This window comes from Kribbella hippodromi, assembly GCF_039531045.1.
In the GTDB taxonomy this organism is placed as follows: Bacteria; Actinomycetota; Actinomycetes; order Propionibacteriales; family Kribbellaceae; genus Kribbella; species Kribbella hippodromi.
This window is the reverse complement of sequence record NZ_BAAAPH010000032.1, coordinates 56,891-74,047: the sequence shown is the minus strand read 5'-3', so window position 1 is coordinate 74,047 and position 17,157 is coordinate 56,891. Positions and strand designations below refer to the sequence as shown.

Annotated in this window: 17 protein-coding genes and 1 tRNA gene; 7 read left to right on the top strand and 11 right to left on the bottom strand. The window is 68.2% G+C overall.

The genetic code is table 11. The features are described from left to right. The first annotated feature begins 216 nt into the window (after window positions 1-216). Entirely contained in the window at window positions 217-918 is a 702-nt protein-coding gene (locus tag ABD260_RS34605) for a hypothetical protein (protein WP_344240665.1), read from the top strand. A gap of 475 nt (window positions 919-1,393) precedes the next feature. On the opposite strand, the gene ilvA is transcribed toward ABD260_RS34605, so the two are convergent. After that, complete coding sequence (gene ilvA, locus ABD260_RS34600; RefSeq protein ID WP_344240663.1) at window positions 1,394-2,677, bottom strand: threonine ammonia-lyase IlvA; 1,284 nt, start codon at window positions 2,675-2,677, stop codon at window positions 1,394-1,396. A gap of 229 nt (window positions 2,678-2,906) precedes the next feature. On the opposite strand from ilvA, the gene ABD260_RS34595 reads away from it, so the two are divergent. From ABD260_RS34595 to ABD260_RS34580, 4 genes are all read left to right on the top strand, one after another. Further along, complete coding sequence (locus ABD260_RS34595; protein WP_344240661.1) at window positions 2,907-3,773, top strand: hypothetical protein; 867 nt, start codon at window positions 2,907-2,909, stop codon at window positions 3,771-3,773. Between the two features lie 134 nt (window positions 3,774-3,907). Continuing rightward, on the top strand, window positions 3,908-4,144 hold the full coding sequence (locus tag ABD260_RS34590; RefSeq protein ID WP_344240659.1) for a hypothetical protein: 237 nt from the start codon (window positions 3,908-3,910) through the stop codon (window positions 4,142-4,144). Window positions 4,145-4,164: 20 nt separating this feature from the next. Continuing rightward, window positions 4,165-4,755, top strand: a complete 591-nt coding sequence (locus ABD260_RS34585; protein WP_344240657.1) for a class I SAM-dependent methyltransferase — start codon at window positions 4,165-4,167, stop codon at window positions 4,753-4,755. Then, entirely contained in the window at window positions 4,748-5,152 is a 405-nt protein-coding gene (locus tag ABD260_RS34580) for a GNAT family N-acetyltransferase (protein WP_344240655.1), read from the top strand. Before ABD260_RS34585 ends, ABD260_RS34580 begins: the two co-directional genes overlap by 8 nt. A 177-nt stretch (window positions 5,153-5,329) precedes the next feature. Here ABD260_RS34580 and ABD260_RS34575 read toward each other — a convergent pair whose 3' ends face one another. The 6 genes from ABD260_RS34575 to ABD260_RS34550 form a co-directional block, all read right to left on the bottom strand. After that, window positions 5,330-5,821 (bottom strand): SRPBCC family protein, encoded by a 492-nt coding sequence (locus tag ABD260_RS34575; RefSeq protein WP_344240653.1) that lies wholly within the window; start codon window positions 5,819-5,821, stop codon window positions 5,330-5,332. Then, window positions 5,818-6,453, bottom strand: a complete 636-nt coding sequence (locus tag ABD260_RS34570; RefSeq protein ID WP_344240651.1) for an SRPBCC domain-containing protein — start codon at window positions 6,451-6,453, stop codon at window positions 5,818-5,820. Before ABD260_RS34570 ends, ABD260_RS34575 begins: the two co-directional genes overlap by 4 nt. Before the next feature lie 34 nt (window positions 6,454-6,487). Next, window positions 6,488-6,865, bottom strand: a complete 378-nt coding sequence (locus tag ABD260_RS34565; protein ID WP_344240649.1) for an ArsR/SmtB family transcription factor — start codon at window positions 6,863-6,865, stop codon at window positions 6,488-6,490. Between the two features lie 423 nt (window positions 6,866-7,288). Then, on the bottom strand, window positions 7,289-7,732 hold the full coding sequence (locus tag ABD260_RS34560; protein WP_344240647.1) for a hypothetical protein: 444 nt from the start codon (window positions 7,730-7,732) through the stop codon (window positions 7,289-7,291). A 34-nt stretch (window positions 7,733-7,766) separates the two neighbouring features. Continuing rightward, window positions 7,767-8,759, bottom strand: a complete 993-nt coding sequence (locus tag ABD260_RS34555; RefSeq protein WP_344240645.1) for a hypothetical protein — start codon at window positions 8,757-8,759, stop codon at window positions 7,767-7,769. Between the two features lie 109 nt (window positions 8,760-8,868). Beyond that, window positions 8,869-10,449 (bottom strand): LCP family protein, encoded by a 1,581-nt coding sequence (locus ABD260_RS34550; RefSeq protein ID WP_344240643.1) that lies wholly within the window; start codon window positions 10,447-10,449, stop codon window positions 8,869-8,871. Window positions 10,450-10,828: 379 nt separating this feature from the next. On the opposite strand from ABD260_RS34550, the gene ABD260_RS34545 reads away from it, so the two are divergent. Next, window positions 10,829-10,918: transfer RNA gene (locus tag ABD260_RS34545), tRNA-Ser, on the top strand. Window positions 10,919-11,092: 174 nt separating this feature from the next. Here the strand turns inward: ABD260_RS34545 and ABD260_RS34540 are convergent. Then, the gene (locus ABD260_RS34540) at window positions 11,093-11,965 is read right to left on the bottom strand and encodes an LLM class flavin-dependent oxidoreductase (protein WP_344240641.1); all 873 of its coding nucleotides are present in this window, start codon (window positions 11,963-11,965) and stop codon (window positions 11,093-11,095) included. Between the two features lie 78 nt (window positions 11,966-12,043). Between ABD260_RS34540 and ABD260_RS34535 the strand changes: the two genes are divergently transcribed. Beyond that, window positions 12,044-12,676, top strand: coding sequence for a phosphoribosyltransferase (locus ABD260_RS34535; RefSeq protein ID WP_344240639.1), 633 nt, complete (start codon window positions 12,044-12,046; stop codon window positions 12,674-12,676). A 95-nt stretch (window positions 12,677-12,771) separates the two neighbouring features. Here the strand turns inward: ABD260_RS34535 and ABD260_RS34530 are convergent, their stop codons facing one another. From ABD260_RS34530 to ABD260_RS34520, 3 genes are all read right to left on the bottom strand, one after another. Then, window positions 12,772-14,679 (bottom strand): phosphoenolpyruvate carboxykinase (GTP), encoded by a 1,908-nt coding sequence (locus ABD260_RS34530; protein WP_344240637.1) that lies wholly within the window; start codon window positions 14,677-14,679, stop codon window positions 12,772-12,774. Between the two features lie 326 nt (window positions 14,680-15,005). Next, window positions 15,006-16,256: a hypothetical protein gene (locus ABD260_RS34525; RefSeq protein WP_344240635.1), complete on the bottom strand. Its 1,251-nt coding sequence runs from the start codon at window positions 16,254-16,256 to the stop codon at window positions 15,006-15,008. Further along, window positions 16,253-16,750 carry a hypothetical protein gene (locus ABD260_RS34520; RefSeq protein WP_344240633.1) on the bottom strand — a complete coding sequence of 166 codons (498 nt, stop codon included), beginning with the start codon at window positions 16,748-16,750 and terminating at the stop codon, window positions 16,253-16,255. The genes ABD260_RS34525 and ABD260_RS34520 overlap by 4 nt, the downstream gene beginning before the upstream one ends. Window positions 16,751-17,157: the final 407 nt, after the last annotated feature.

Below are 17,157 nucleotides of genomic sequence, written 5' to 3'. Positions count from 1 at the left end.
CCATCACAACACCCCTTCAACCGACAGGTGTTGCAATCACCCCCTGAACCCGCCGCATCTTCGCCGCCCCAAACCGGTTGGGGCGGCTGGGATGGGGTTGGGTAGCGGATTTGGGAGGGTCGTAGGGCGTGGAGCCGGATCCGGGGTTTGGGTGGGTGTTAGGGCGTCGCGGGTGCGGGTACCGGTGCGTTCTGGTCGTCGAGTCGAGGAGGACCGATGAACGCAATGACCATTGTCTGGATCGTGGTCGCGGTTGCCGTGCTGGTGATCCTGGTCGCGCTGATCGCCGGGGCGGTGTCGCGCGGTTCGCGGCGCCGGGCGGAGCATGACCGGCAGCAGGCGTACGAGCACGAACAGCAAGCGCGGGCCAGTGCGGCTCAGGCTGAAAAGCAGCAGGCGACCGCGGACGAGGTAGACGCCCGGGCCCGCAAGGCGCAGGCGATCGCCGACGAGAAGGCAGCCGAGGCCCGCCGCCTCAACGCCGGCGCGGCCGAACGCCACCAAGCCGCCGAACAAGCCCGAACCGAAGCCGCCGAACACCACACCAACGCCCAAAACCTCTGGCCCGACAACACCCACCCCGACGGCCCCACCGCGCAACCGACAGCCGATCGCCCGATGACCGGGCAGCCGATGGATGCCGGTTCGCCGTCGGATGGTCGTCCGATGCCGGGTCAGCCGACGCCAACTACTGCACAGACGGCGGCCGACGGTCAGCCGGCGGCTGACGAGCAGGGTGTGACCGGGCGGCATGCGTCGGAGCCGGTGGACGCCAGCCAGCGTGACGAGTTCGTTCGACCGATGGACGGGTCCGCGGAGCCGATGGCTGGTGCGACGGACGAGCAGCCGGTCGCCCCTGACTGGGACGACGGCACCCACCCACACGACCCACGACACCCGAAGCACTCCCGGCACTGACGCCCACCACCCGAGCACCAACCGGCACCCCGCCGCCCGGGCGTCAACCGGCACCCCGCCGCCCGGGCGTCAAGCGGTAACCCGGCGCTCGGGCGTCAACCGGCGCCCCACCGCCCGGGCATCAAGCGGTAACCCGGCGCTGAAACGGGGATGGGTGAGCAACCCCCGCAATCCACGCGGAGCACGGCGAGCATGCTGGGGTTGCCCCCTCAGATGGAGGGTTGACCCCTCGTATTTTCAGGGGGCAACCCTCCATCTCAGGGGTCGGCCCTCCAGTTGAGGGGGCATCGCTCCTCCTGCAAGCAGGCCGGGACAACTGGTGCTGAGCCCGGGGCGTCGGTCTGCGGGGCTTGACCGCGCCGTGCCGCGCCGTGCCGCGCCGTGCCGCGCCGTGCCGCGCCGCGCCGTGCCGTGCCGCGTCTGGGCCGCGTCTGGGCCGCGCCGTGGGTCGTCTGAGCGCTGAGTGGTTGGGGGTTTAGATCAGGTAGCGGAATTCGGGGGAGTTGGGGTTGATGGGTTCGATGTCCAGTGGGGCGGCCTGCATCCGGGCGAGTAGGCCTGGCAAGTCGTCCCGGCTGGAGATCTCCACGCCTACCAGCGCGACCCCGGTCTCCCGGTTGTTCCGTTTCACGTACTCGAACAACGTGATGTCATCATCCGGCCCGAGCACCCCGTCCAGGAACGTACGAAGCGCGCCCGGCTCCTGCGGAAACGTCACCAGGAAGTAGTGCTTCAGCCCTTCGTACACCAGGGAACGTTCGAGAATCTCCCCGTACCGGCTGACGTCGTTGTTCCCGCCTGACAACAGGCAAACGACCGTCTCCCCTGGACGTACGACAAGACCATTGCCCAAGGCACTTGTCGACAAAGCGCCTGCGGGCTCAGCGATCAGCCCATCGGTCTGGTAGAGCTCCAGCATTTCGGAGCACACCAGCCCTTCCGGTACGGACATCAACTCGACCCCGGCCTGCGAGACCAACGGCAACGTCACCGCGCCAACCCGTCGCACCGCGGCGCCGTCGACGAAACTGTCCAGCTGCGGCAGCGTCACCGGCTCACCAGCGGCCAGCGCCGCCGCCATGCTCGCCGCCCCGCCCGGCTCGACCCCCACGATGCGTACGCCCGGATGCCGCTCCCTGATCCACGTCGCGACCCCGGCAACCAGCCCACCACCGCCAACCGGCACCACCAGTACATCGGGCGCCTGTCCGAGCTGCTCCACCAACTCGACCGCGACGGTTCCCTGCCCGGCAACAGTGCGCGGATCATCGAACGCCGGCACCATCGTCGCGCCGGTCGCGGCACCTTCGGTCAGCGCCGCGGCGGCCGCGTCGTCGTACGTGTCGCCGGTGACGATCACCTGGATCTGCTTACCACCGAGCGCCGCGATCCGATCGCGCTTCTGCCGCGGAGTGGTCCGCGGGACGTACACCTTGCCCTGTACGCCGAGAATGTGGCACGAATACGCCAGCCCCTGCCCGTGGTTGCCGGCACTCGCGCAGACCACACCGGCCGCCTTCGCCGCTTCGGAGAGTTGTGCGATCAGGTTGTACGCGCCGCGCAACTTGTACGAGCGGCCGATCTGCAGGTCCTCGCGTTTCAGCCAGACTTCCGCGCCGGTGCGCTCGGACAGCCGGAGGTTGCGCTGCAGTGGCGTACGGACAGCGACGCCGTCCAATCGCTGGACCGCCGCCTCGATCAGACCCGCGTCGACAATGGCATCGGCGGTCGATCGAGCGACTGAACTACTGCCCTGCATGGCCTTCCTTCCCGTGCATTTGCACGATTTTCCCCGATTCGCTCGCTGCACAAGACGATCCACGTCCACAGTCCGGACGAGCGGACAATGTTGCGTATCAGACTCTTGCACCAGGCGTGAAAGGGCTCTTCACTGGGCAGTCTAGTTTTCATACGCTCACTCGGTGTAACGACCAGGCCCCTGGATCGGATGAGCCGGGTAAAGCGGTCAGTGAGACTGGAGGGCACAGATGGAACTGATTCCGTTCAGTCTGTGGGGTGACGCCCTGTGGTGTGGTCAGGAGGTCGTGCGGGAGGCCCCGCACGAGCAGGCGATCCGAAGCCTGTTCCCGGACCCCATCCCGGCGCGTGGCGCAGATCTGGACACCGAGGCGGACCTCGTCCCGGAATCGCACAACCGTTTCGATCCCCGGTCGGTCGCCGTCCGGGTGCAGGGAAGGGTGGTCGGCTACCTGCCGCGGGACGACGCGCACCGGTACCACCCGGTGCTGTCGGAGTTGGTGGCGCAGGGCCTGCAACCGCGGGTGCCGTGCCACTTGTGGGTCAGTGAGTGGGAGCCGGCGGACTGGGACCACAAGGGCACCCAGGGCACCGAGTTCCACGCCAGCGTGGCGGTCGCGCTCGGGCAGCCGCACATGCTCGTACCGGTGAACCTGCCCCCGCCAGGCAGCTATCACCTGCTTCCGCCCGGCAGCGGCATCGTGGTGCCGGGCAGTGAGGTGCATCCGGACGTGCTGGCACCGTTCTTCCGTACCGAAGGCGAGTGCTGGGCGTACGCGACCATGCATGCGATCGAGGAAGAGGACGGCATCCAGGACCGGCACCGGATCGTGGTCGAGATCCGGCTGGACGACGACCCGGTCGGCCGGCTCAGTCCGCGGCTGAGCGCGGAGTTCCTGCCGGCCATCCACTACCTCGCCGACATGCGCGCCGAGACCGCAGCCCGCGTCGCCGTTCGCGGCGACCGTTCCGCATCGGAGGTGATCCTCTACGCGGCGCGGAGTCACGACCTGCCGGCTACCTGGCCGGACGGGCTGACCCGCTCCCCAGTTGCTTCCCCGCAATGGCATTACTGGGCCACGAAAGAGGCCAACTAGGCGGCTGCGCAGTTCTGACCACACCTCACTGGCCGGCACTGCGGAGCTACTTCAAGAACACGGCCGCGTTCCCGTCGCACCAATCGCCGAAGGTGCACGGGGCGCGGCCGATCAGATCGCGTACCTTGGGGCGTATGGCGAATGTGGTCGCACCGGCGTGCCCGACCTGTGGGGAACGTGGCATTCCGATTCTGTACGGTTTGCCGACCGCGATTGCGCGCGAAGCGGCGGCCGCGGGGAAAGTACGGTTGTTCGGCTGCGTCGTACCGGCTGAACCCGATCAGTGGATTTGTGCCGAATTGCACACCTGGCGGTCCGATGACGATGACGTTCTGCTTGCGGTCATTGACGCCGCGCTGGGCCGGAAATAGCCCGATGAAACAATAGGCCGGTGAAACAGCGGTGGAACCACAACATCCATTATCATCCGCGAATCCTGAACGCGATTCCGAACGGTGCTCGGCGCGCATTGGACATCGGTTGCGGCGAAGGCATGCTGGCCCGATCACTGCATGCTGCCGTACCTGAGGTCGTCGGGATCGACCTGGATACGCCGAGCCTGGAACTCGCGCGCGGCTATCGGGACGGGATCGAGTACATCCATGGCGATTTCCTGGATCATCCGCTCGCGCCGGAATCATTCGATGTGGTTGCTTCCGTCGCCACCTTGCACCACGTCGACGCCCGCGCCGGCCTGCGCCGGATGCGCGATCTAGTACGCCCCGGCGGGGTCCTGGCAGTCGTCGGCCTCGCGCGCACGACGATGCCCCGCGACCTCCCCTATGCCCTCACCGCAGCCGCCGTAAGCACCGCCCACCGCGCCGTCAAAGGTCGTTGGGAACACCCATCACCCACCGTCTGGCCACCCCCGGAAACCTTCCCCACAATGAAAACCGTGGCCACGGAAGTACTCCCCAACTCCACGTACCACCGCCACCTACTCCTCCGCTACTCAATCCTCTGGACCAAACCCCGTGCCTGAAATAGTCACCCCCGACGCAGACCTGCTGAAGCGAGCCGTCCGCACCTTTCTGAATGCGGACGCCGCGCCGGAGTACCTGGAAACCCCTGGCGCGTTGACTTTTGTCGCAGTCTCCACCGAGGAGACCGTCGGCTGGTGCTGGGGCTATCACCTGCCGCGCCCCGACGGTTCGTCGATGCTCTACCTTCACCAGCTGGCAGTCGCCGAACGGTTTCGCCGGAAGGGCATCGCGCGAGCCCTCATCAGCACGTTCATCAACAGCGGCCGCGCCGCCGGCGCCACGAAGATGTTCCTCACCACCGGCGCCGAGAACACGGCTGCACGCCGCTTATACGACTCCCTCGGCGGAGGCCTGGCCGCCCAGGGCCCGACGGTCAACTATTGGTTTCTGTTGTAGGGCTGGGGTTGTACGACAGGGTCGGCAGATGTCGTCGGGGGGCGACGATCCGCTGGTCCAGGCAGCCGACCGACCTCGCGCCGATCGGCTGCCTGGACGTGAAGGCGCGCGGCCACTCGGTCGCGCCGAGCCGCGCCGAGCCGTGCGTTGGCGATTGTCGTTGCTGGCTGCGACAGATCAGTTCGTCGCTTGGCGGACGTCCGTCCCGTGTTCGGCGAATGCCTTGAAGTCCTGCATGTGCTGTCGCGACTGCTTGCGAAAGGAGCCGGGCCACAGAAGCCCCACCAGCCGCATCAGCAATCCGTCGAACCGGAACTCGCTCTCGCTCTCCCACAGCGTCGCGTCCGGACCGGCCTCGAACAGCCGGTCGCGCTGGGCCTGCCACATGCCATCGGCGGCAATCTCGCGTTCGTAGTGCACGACGACCGAGCTGGGCACTGCGTGCAGGTCGGCGGGCTCCAGGCGCGTGATGGTCTCGGTGGCCTCCATCCGCTGCTTGCCCAGCTGGAACACAACGCGCGAGGTGGTGCCGACCTGGCCGTGTGCCCCGTTCACCGGCTCGTGCAGCACCAGGCCCCGCAGCCACTTCGGCATCTCCGCGGGGTCGGCGATCAGCCGCAGCACGTCGTCGCGAGGCAGCGCGATCTCGATCGAGGTGGTGTACTTCATCGCGCGTAGAACGCGGTAGTGGCCTCGACCGCGGCCGCGACGTGGTCCGGTTCGCCGCCGCCGGCCAGGTGGGCCTCGCCCCAGGCGGCGGCGCTGCGCCGGGTGAACTCGTGTCCGGCGGGCGATGCCCGGAACTCCTCGTGATCAAGAACCTCGCCGTCGCCCAGGAACCTGGCGAGGGTGAGGAGATGCAGGTCCCAGCCGACCCCGCCGGCACCGGGGCCGTAGGTGGGAAACATGGGCTCTCCGACGGCCGCAGCGTGGACCAGCTCGAACTCGGTGTGCCCGGTCGAGCCGGGAGACAGGCGCACCTCGACCTCGCTCGTGCCTGGCCACTCGTCGGCCTCAGGCCCGAACATCCAGGACACCCGCAGCAGGCGCGGCGGCTCGCAACGAAGGATCTCGCCGTGCTCGCCGCCGTCCAGCTCGAATGCACCGCCGAGGCGCAGGTCGCCGGTGACCGGCTTCATCCAGCGGCTCAGTCGCTCGGGGCTGGTGATGGCGTCCCACACGTCTTCGAGGTGCGCGTCGTAGCGACGCCTCAGCTCCATGGTGTAGGCCTCACCGGCGGGCAGGGTCGCCGTGCCCATCCTCCGGCGGGCGGCGGCCAGCTCGTCGAGTACATCCTTCATCGTCATGCTCCGTCCGGTAGGGAATTCCTCGTGCCTACGCTTCTTCGCCGCGCCTGGGCGGCTGGCCGGGCTCGTCGTCGGCGGGCTTCCGGGTAGCACGCCTGCCCCGGGCGAGCTCAGTCTCCAGTGCGTCGAGCCGCTGGTCCCAGAACCTGCGAAACCGGCCCAGCCACGCGTCAACCTCGCTCAGCGGCCCGGCCTCGACGGCGTAGAACCGGCGAGCCCCCTCAGCCCGGACCGACGCGAACCAGCTCTCGCGCAGAACGCGCAGATGCTGGGAGCCAGCCTGTTGCGACAGTGCGAACTGGACCCGAATCACGTCCGTGACCTCACCAGAAGTCAGTTCACCGTCGGCGAGCAGCTCCAGAATGCGCCGGCGCACGGGGTCGCCAAGGACATCGAACGCGTGCACGAGACCACATTATACCAGTACTCACTTATATAAGTCACAGCTGGGATAATCGTAGAGTGGTACGCCCTCGCCACCTCTTCACCTTCACCAGTCGGCGAACAGTCGCGCCGGGTGTAGGTGGGTCGGTTCGGGTAGTGCGGGGCGGCGTCGTGGTTGCTGCGGCGGCAGCCGCCGTATCGCGCGACAGCGCGGGGCCCGTGGGGTCGTACATCCTCACCACGTCTTCCACCTTCACCAGTCGTCCGTCGGCGAACAGTCCCGCCGGGCGTCGGTGGGTTGGCTCGGGCGGTGCGTGGCGGCGTGATGACGGGTGCCTGCTGCGGCAGCAGCGGCCGCATCGCGCGACAGCGCGGGGTGGGTGGGAGCGACTGCGGAGCACGGCGACGAAGGAGCCGCGTAGTGGGCGCGTGGGGTCGTACGCCCTCACTCCTCCGGCGCAGTGCCGTCCCAGATCGTGTAGCCGTGGGCTGTGTTGAGGTGGTCCCTCAGGGTGGTTTCCAGTTCGGGGACCTGTTTGGGCGCGAGCCACGAGATCGGGAGCAGGATCGGTTGGCCTGCCTGCTTGGTACGGAGGACGATTGCCTCGCCGTGGGTGGTTTGGACTCGGCCGACTTCGGTGATGTCGGTCCACGGTGTACGCAGGCCGCGTACCTCGATGTCGTTCTCCCGCAGTCGCGCGACCTTCGGCGGGCGGGCCAGGATCCACAGGCCGGCGAGGGCGATCAGGCCGCCGAGGGTGACGAAGACCGACACCGCGACGCCGGGCAGGCCGAACGCCCAGAGCAGTGCCGCCACGCCGAGAATGATCAGCCCGGCGGCCAGGATTCCGAGGAATCGTCCTGCCCGCATCCGGTACGTCGTCCGCATCGTCCCAGGATCTCATCCGCCCGGGGGCGACGGCTCAGAAGGCGTCGGTACTGGACGTGGTCGCGTTCCCGAAGAGCGTCTTGGTCAGGCTGATCCGCCAGTTGTACGACCCGTCCAGCTTCTTGTCGAACTTCGAGTACGAGCAGCTCTCGGTGAACTGATGTGTCTTGTCGTCCCAGTTCGAACCGGACTTGAAGTACACGTAGTAATCGCCGCGAATCCCGTTCAGTGTGACGGTCTTGTTGCCGCGGACATAGATCGACGCCTGCGGTTTCTTCGGCACGCTGTTGGTGACGACGATCACCGCGTCCGACCCGGCGTTGGTGATCTGCAGCGAGCTCGCACCGCGCGACCCGGACCGCTGGAACACGTCCCCGTTCTCACCCCGCCCACCGATCACAGCCGGCGCGGCAGGCTTCGCGGGCACCGACACCGTCCCGTACTTCACGCCCTTGCCGATCGCCTTCTGCACAGCCTGCGCCAGCGTCGCGTACGCGGTCCGAACGCCGTCCTTCGCCTCGTACAACCGGACGTCAGGTGATTTCGGTGCCCCGCAACCGTTCCGGGTCGAACCGACCTTGCCCAGGTTCGTGTGCACGCTGTCCGCGTACGCGTCGAAGGCATCGAGTACGGCCGGATGCGCGACCACCAGTCCGGACGGCGGCGTGATCTTCGACAGCTCGTCGCGCTCGAGCAGGATCGCCGTACCGAGCGAGGCGCGGGCCGCGTCAAAGGCCGCGACGGTCTGTGCGTTCATCACCCGCCCGACGGACGGTTTGAGGACCTTCTCGACGTTCGTCAGCGCGCGCTGGTACATCGGCACCGAGAGCGCGGGCGTCGGCTTCACGACCGGTGTCGGCGTCGACGCGGCACTCGAAGACGGCGTACTCGAAGACGGCGTACTCGAAGGCGGTGCACTCGTCGGCGTACCCCCACCGGCCGCCGCCGCGTCATCACCTTTCGGACCGTTGCTGCAGCCCGCCAACGCGAGTACACCCACCCCGACCATGACAACCAACGAACGCATCCCCGGTCACCCCCAGATGTGACTCATTTTCATTTTGAGCCAATCCTTCACCGCGAAGGGTTCAACCGGCCAGCCCTGTCTCAACGGGTGTCCTGGACACCCGCGGAGCTCAGTTTCCGGTGCCGGTCTCGTTCGGGTTGTAGGCGCAGGCGTCGTTGAGGTTCTGCGCGGCGCCCGGGGTGGGGGTGGTCTTCGGCGGCGTCGGCTTCTTGCTGGTGCCGGTGCTCGGCTTCCGGGTCGGCTGGCCGGCCGGCGGCGTCTGCGCGGCCGGCTTCGGCGCGATCGCCTTCTGGATGATCTCCCGCATCGCCGGGTAGTCCGGGTTCTTGCCGGTCGGGAAGTTCTTGTTCTTGTTCAGGTCGATGTTGGTGACCTTGGCGTTCTTCACCTTCAGGCCGAGCTGGAGGAACGGGCCCAGGATGTCCTCGGGAATGTCGGTGCGCAGCATCTCCTGGCTGGCCGCCGCGATCTGCTTGTACTTGGTGATCAGCGTCGCCGGGTTCACGCTGTTGACCAGCGCGTGGATCGTGCAGCGCTGGCGTTCCTGGCGGGACGGGTCACTCAGCCCGTACCGGCCGCGGGCGAACCACAGCGCGTGGTACCCGTCGAGCTTCTGGTTGGGGCCCGGGGTGATGTAGCTGCTCGGCAGCTTGTGCCCATTGGTGCCGGGGCCCTGGCCGTAGTCGCCGCCGATCGGGACCTTGTAGTTCACGTTCACGGTGATCCCGTCGACCGCGTCGATGATCTCCTTGAAGCCGGCCAGGTTGACCTGCATGTAGTAGTCGATGTCCAGGCCGAGCGCCGCGCTCGCGGCCAGCTTGACCACGTCCGCGCCCATGTTGTCGGTCGGGCCGAGGATGCCCGGGTGCGCCTTCGGGACGTTGTCGTACATCGAGTCCAGGTAGAACTCCGGCTGCTCGACGTTGCCCAGGCTCGGATCCCAGTACCCGTCCGGGTACACCTTGTGTAGTGGTGAATCGGCCGGGAACGGCATCCGCATCCAGTTCCGGCTGAGTGAGATCAGCGCGGTGTCACCGGTCTTGGTGTCGATGCTCGCCACCATCACGGTGTCGGTCCGGACGCCGGTCCGGCCGACGCCGTCGTCGGCGCCGAGCAGCAGGATGTTCAGCCGCGGGATCTTCGCCCACGGGTCCGCCTTGTTCACCTTCGGCCGGGTCGCCGACTTCGAGTTGCTCTCGGACTGGAACACGCCACCGATCAGGTCGCGCTGGGCCATCACGGTCTGCGCGGCGACGGTGGTCGGGAGGGCGATCGCGAAACACAGCAACCCGACGAACATCGAACCGGCCAGCCGGCTCGTGTACGTCATGCTCACCGGGCGGAGCAGCTTGTGCGAAGCGACCACCACCCAGATCCAGCAGGCGCCGAGTACGAGCACCGCGCCGGTCGCGATCAGCAGCTGCCGTGGTGACACCGCGAGCGCCAGCACCGAGTCGCGCTGGGTGAGGGCGACGAAACCACCGATCAGGATGAGGCCGATGCTGATCGTCAGGACGAACGCACCGAGCTTCTTCCGGCCGCCCATCAGCAGTCCGGAGCCGGGGATCAGGGCACTGATCAGCGTCAGGCCGATCGCCTTCGAAGCGGTCCGGGCCCGGTGCGACCGTGCTCGGGACCGGCCGGCTCGAGGCGCCGCCCTCCGACCGGCTGCGCGAGTACTCCGCGACATGGGCTCCGTTTCCCTGATCGACGACGTGACGACCCCTGCGTCGGCCACCACGCAGCGGCCAACGGTACTTCAGACGCCCACAACAGCCAGATGGTTGTCATGATGCTGCCGACCCCCGTCGATGCCCGCCAGCGTACACAGCCACCGGCCGACACACCGAAAGTCCCACCCCCACCACCCAGCGTGCCGCCCGCCCCCAAGCGCGACTACCTGCTATGCGCCCCGGCCCCGACCCCGAGTGGCCTGCCCGGCCATCTTCCCCCACCCGGCGCCGCAGGCGCCGGACTCGCGGCCGAAATGGGATTCCCATTTTGGCAATCCCACGTTCGAGCGGTTAACCTTGGCCGTCGTCGTGTCCGCCTTGCCGGGGACCGTCGGAGGAGGCGTCGCCTAGTCCGGTCGATGGCGCCCGCCTGCTAAGCGGGTTGAGGGTAATCCCCTCTCGCGGGTTCAAATCCCGCCGCCTCCGCTCTGAGGCCCCTGCGTCCGCGAATCCGCGGACCGGGGCCGCCCCCATCGCCTGGCTGGGGTTGGGTTCTGCAGCTCGACAGTACGTATGCGCCCACTGCGCCCCTCATCCAACCGCACGCCGGCGTGCGGACGCGGGCAGTGGACCTATACGTACTGTCGAGCTGCCGCAGTCCTACCGCTTTGCCTTGGCGATCAGTTCGACTGTTCTTGGGGTCATCGGTTCGGGCGAGATGATCAGGTGCTCGACGCCGAGGTTCTGGTATCCGGCGACTGCCGCGGGCAGCTCCTGGACCGGGATCGACTGGCCGCTCGGATCGTGCACCGGCTGGTCGGGATCGCGGACGATGATGCCGACAGTGGCGGCTACTGAGCCGGCCGGTTTGCCCGCGGTCTCGACCGCCTGCCGCAGCGTCTCCAGCCGTTCCTCGACGGTGACAGTCGGCGCGCCGTACCAGGCGGTGTTCCAGCTGTCGGCCCACTCCGCGGTGAGCTGCATCATCCGCGGCCGCTTCCCCGCCACCAGGATCGGGATGCGATGCGGCGGCGCCGGATCGAGGTTCGCGTCCCGGACCGTGTAATAGGTCCCCTCGTACGTCACCGTCTCGCCGCGTACGAGCCGCGCCACGATCTCCAGCCATTCCGCGAACCGTCCGACGCGATGATCGGTCGGCAGCCCGAACGTCTCGTACTCGGGATCGTGCCACCCCGCACCGACACCCAGAGTCAGCCGCCCGCCGGACACCTCATCCAGCGTCGCCGCCATCTTCGCGGTCAGCCCCGGATCGCGGAACGACGCGCAAAGCACCATGTTCCCGAGCTCCACCCGGCTGGTGACCGCGGCGAGCGCGCTGAGCAATGTCCAGCTGTCGTGCATGCCGTACGTCTGCCCGGCCGGGTCGCGGTACAGGAAATGGTCCGCGAGCCACACCGAGTCCAGCCCGCTCCGCTCGGCCGCCTCCGCGACCGCCCGAATGTCCTTCCATCCCGGCATACCTCCATCGGCACCGTCCCCGGCACCGAGCGGCAGCATCACACCGATCTTCATCGTGCGCTCCAAGGTCCTGCGCCATCGATCCGGTTGCCGACGGTCGCATCCGGCCAACGTACGTTGGATGATGGGGCGATGAGGAGGCCGTACCCGGATCGGGTGGCGGCCGGGCGGGTTCTGGCCACGGAGCTCGGCCGGGTACCCGGATCCGTGCTGGTCCTCGGGCTCGCGCGCGGCGGGGTTCCGGTCGCGGCCCCGGTGGCGGACGCCTTGGGCGCCGAGCTCGACGTGCTGATCGTCCGCAAGCTCGGTCTGCCGGGTCAGCCGGAGCTGGCGATGGGCGCGGTCGCGGGCGTCGGCGACGCGCTGCAGGTCGTACGCAACGAGTCGATCGCGGAGCACGTCGACCCGGACGTACTCGAGGAAGTACGCGTGGAGGAGGTCCGTGAGTTGCGGCGGCGCGAACAGGCGTACCGGGGTGATCGCCCGCCGATCGACGTCCGCGGCCGGGTGGTCGTCCTGGTCGACGACGGGCTGGCGACCGGCGCGACGATGCGCGCGGCGGTGGAAGCGGTACGAAAACAGCAGCCTGCCCGCGTGATCGTCGCTGTGCCGGTGGGTGCGGCGGAGACCTGCCGGCGGTTGGAGCGGGTCGCGGACGAGGTGGTGTGCGCGTGGACGCCGCGCTATTTCAACGCGGTCGGTCAGGCGTATCGCGACTTCGGCCCGGTCACCGACGACGCGGTCCGCGCCGCGCTGGAGTCCTAGCAGGCTTGGGTACGCAGCGCGGCGCCCCGGTCGGTGGACCAGGGCGCCGCGCTTCCCGCCCGGTCGTCGGCTTCCGAAACGACGACCGGAGTTCGTCAGCCCAACCGGGCCTTGAGGTTGTCCAGCTCGACCTTCAGCTCGGTCGGTACGGTGTCACCGAGCTTCTCGAACCACTCCTCGATCAGTGGGATCTCGGCCTTCCACTCCTCGGCGTCGACGTCCAGCGCGATCGCCAGGTCCTGGCCGGTCAGGTCGAGGCCGGTGACATCGAGCGCGTCCGGCGCGGGCACCCGGCCGATCGGCGTCTCGACCGCGTCCGCCTGACCCTCGATCCGCTCGATCACCCACTTCAGTACGCGGCTGTTCTCGCCGAACCCGGGCCAGACGAACTTGCCCGCCTCGTCCTTGCGGAACCAGTTCACGTAGAAGATCTTCGGCAGCTGCGCCGCGTCGTGCTGCTTGCCGACGGTGAGCCAGTGGTCGAAGTACTTGCCCGCGTCGTACCCGAGGAACGGCAGCATCGCCATCGGGTCGCGGCGGACCACACCGACCTGCCCGACCGCGGCTGCGGTGGTCTCCGAGGACAGCGTCGCGCCCATGAACACACCGTGCGCCCAGTCCCGCGACTCGGTCACCAGCGGTACGGTCGTGGCGCGCCGGCCGCCGAAGATGATCGCGGAGATCGGTACGCCGTTCGGGTCGTCGTACTCGTCGGCGATGATCGGGCACTGCATGATCGGCGTGCAGAATCGGCTGTTCGGATGGCTTGACAGCTCACCCGACTCGGGCGTCCACTCCCGGCCCTTCCAGTCGGTCAGGTGGTCCGGGGGAGTCGGCGAGTAGCCCTCCCACCAGACGTCGCCGTCGTCGGTGAGCGCGACGTTGGTGAAGACCGAGTTGCCCTTCTCGATCGTCCGCATCGCGTTCGGGTTCGTCTTCCAGCCGGTGCCGGGGGCAACCCCGAACAGGCCGAACTCCGGGTTCACCGCGTACAGCCGGCCGTCCTTGCCGAACCGCATCCAGGCGATGTCGTCGCCGAGCGTCTCGACCTGCCAGCCGTCCAGGGTCGGGTCGAGCATCGCCAGGTTGGTCTTGCCGCAGGCGCTCGGGAACGCGGCCGCGACGTAGTGCACCTGCTTTTCCGGCGAGATCAGCTTCAGGATCAGCATGTGCTCGGCAAGCCAGCCTTCGTCGCGGGCCATCGCGCTGGCGATCCGCAACGAGTAGCACTTCTTGCCAAGAAGGGAGTTGCCGCCGTATCCGGAACCGTACGACCAGATCGTCCGCTCCTCCGGGAACTGCACGATGTACTTCTCGTCGTTGCACGGCCACGGCACATCCGCCTGCCCCGGCTGCAGCGGTGCGCCGACCGAGTGCAGGCAGGGCACGTACTTCGCGTCGTCACCCATCCGTCGAAGCACCTCGGCGCCGGTACGCGCCATGATCCGCATCGACGCGACCACGTACGCCGAATCGGTGATCTCGACGCCGAACATCGGCTGCTCCGCCGTCAACGGGCCCATGCAGAACGGCACCACGTACAGCGTCCGGCCGCGCATCGACCCGCGGTACAGCTCGGTCAGCGTCGCCTTCATCTCGGCCGGCTCGACCCAGTTGTTGGTCGGACCCGCGTCCTTCTCGTCGACCGAGCAGATGAACGTCCGCTGCTCGACCCGCGCCACGTCGGACGGATCGGTGCGAACCCAGAACGAGTTCGGCTTCTTCTCGTCGTTCAGCCGGACCATCGTGCCGGCGGCGATCAGTTCGTCGGTGAGCTTCGCGTACTCGGCGTCCGAGCCGTCGACCCAGTGGATGCGGTCCGGCTGGGTCAGCGCGGCGACCTCGGCCACCCAGGCGAGCAGTCCGCTGTGCCGGGTCGGGGCGTTGCTCAGGTCGTACTCCTTGCGGCCTGTTGCGTCGGTTGTGGCGGTGGCGTCGCCGGGAGTGGTCGCGGAGGCTCGGTGGTCGGCTTTGGTGCGGGTCGGATTGGCGATGGTCGTCATGCGCGGCTCATTCCCTCTCGGCTGCCGGGTCCGGCGGCGTGTCCGGCCCCTCGACGCTGAAAGGCGGTACGGCGTCCGGCCGCCGGGGTCTCCGGCGGTGCGGTGCAGCTGGCTGGCGGTGTGATCTGTCGCATACCAGTCGTTCCAGTGGATACATACCAGTGTGCAAGTGGTACTACGGTACGCGACCCGGCCGGGGTCTGAGAACCGCCTGGACGTGAACCCGGTCACAAAGTTTTCGCGACAATCGCTTTCCGGTGCCGCTTGTGAAAAAGAGAACGGCCCGCGCTCGATGCGCGGGCCGGGACAGCAGATTTTTCGGTACGTCAGCTGGTCTGCCACCAGATGTCGTTCACGACGCGCTGGATCTCCGCCGGTGTGGCCGACTCGCCGGACACCGTCGCGCCGACCAGCCACCACTGACCACCGCTCTGGAACGCCCGCGTGATCGACACCGAGTACGGTGCGTGCGGCGCCTCGGTGATCCAGGTCCGGGCGTCCTTCGCCTTCGCCGGCGCGGTCGTCTTGTAGATCTTCGTCCACTCCTGGTCGAACGTCGGCCGGTCCGACAGGCACTGCGCCAGCGTCACGCACGGATGCAGCGCGACCTGCGCCTTGATCGCACCACCGACGCCATCCGGCCGGTATTCGCTCTTGGTGACGATCCGCCGCAGGATCAGCTGCGACGAGTCACCGAGGAAATCCACCTGCGGCGGCCGCGGCCAGCCGAGCGCGAACGGCAGCTCGGCGTTGGTGATCACCTGCACGTCGGCACCGGCCGGGTACGCCGCGGCGAGGATGCCCTTTGCGCCTGTCGGCTGTTTGTACGGGGCGGTGGTGACGCGCTCGATCGGGGGCAGCAGGACGCTGGTCGGGAGCGCCTCCGGACTGACGGCGGGTGCGGGGCCGGCCTCGTTCGGATCGTCCTTGACCGCACCACCGATCGCGGTGCCGATGGAGTACGCGATGCTGAACACGATCAACACGAGGAGGGCGACGACGGCGTACACCCAGGCGCCGATCTTGCGCCGGTACTGCCGGGCGATCTCAATCTTGGAGGGGGAGTGCTCCGGCTGGGGTTGCGGCTGCGCCCCCGGTTGCCCCTGGGCCTGCAGTTCAGGTTGTGCAGTCGGCTGTGGACGATCGGCGTACGCGGGGATGTTCTGTGCGTCCGGTGTGCTTTGCGTGCTCGGCGCCACCGCTCCGTACCGGCTGAGCTGTTCCCGCACCGCCTGCAGGGACTGATCATCGTTCCCGAGAATCCCGTCCAGCGGGTCGATCAGCCGCTCCGCACCGGTCTGCCCCGGAACCAGCTGGGTGATCGCGTACGGCCGGCCGGAGTTGAAGTTCGCCGCCCACAATGGCGTCTCCTGCTGCCCGGGCACCAGCGCGGCGTCGCGACTCGCGCGGGACAGTCGCTCGACAACAGTCGGGTCACCGGCGCCGGCCTCGCTGAGTACCAGCGCGACGACCTCCATCCCGGTGAACGTACGCCCGTGCCAGAGCTCCGCCAGCGGATGCTGCAACAACCGCTGGTCCAGCTGATAGCCAGGAATCTCCGGCATGCTGTTGTTCACTTGCTCTCCCAGATCGCCCGGTCCGCCAGCGCCACGGCCGCCTTCTGAGCCACGTCCGCGTCCACCGGGCTGGCCGTGTAGTCCACCACCACGACGACGTCCTCGTGCTGCACCACCGCATGCACGATCCACGACTCACCCACCAGCCCGACCGCGGTCCGCGCCACCTTCGTCGGGTACGGCCGATCCGGCAGCACCTTCATCGGCGACCGCGAGTACACCTTCTTCGCCATCTGCGCCGGCGTGAACGGCGGATTCCCCGCCCCCGCGTCCTGCCCCGCGTACGGCGTGATGCTGACCTTCACACTCGCCGACGTGTACGCCTTGACCTTCGCCCGGCTGCTCCCCGCCTCGCAGACCACCGTCGAACTCCCGGCCTGCGCCATCGTCACCGCCCCACCCGATGCCTTAGGCAACAGCCCGGCCACGTCCCCGATCCGCGCACAAACATCGCCCGGCAACACCCGCGCCGCCACAACATCGTCGGGCGTCACCGGCTCCCCCACCGCAAACCCAACCCCACCCCCCACCACAGCGGCCACCCCACACCCCACCGCCACACCCCGAACCAACCGACTACCCATACCCAAACCCTAACCACGCAAAGGCCCACCCCGACGCCCCCCACACCACCCACTCACCGCCCCGCCCCACGGCGCCGTCCGCATCCCCCCCACGGTGCCGTCCGCACCCTGCCCACGGTGCCGCCCCGCCCCGGCCCTTCGGCCATTTCAGACGTGAACCCCTCCGATCGCCCCTTCACCCTCCGCACCCCGGGCACAAACAGTGCAGTTAAGAGGTAAACCCCGCACGACCCGCACCCACCCGTACAAGCCCCGCCCTCACCCACCACCGCCCAACGACCACCACCGCCCAACGACCACCACCGCCCAACGACCAC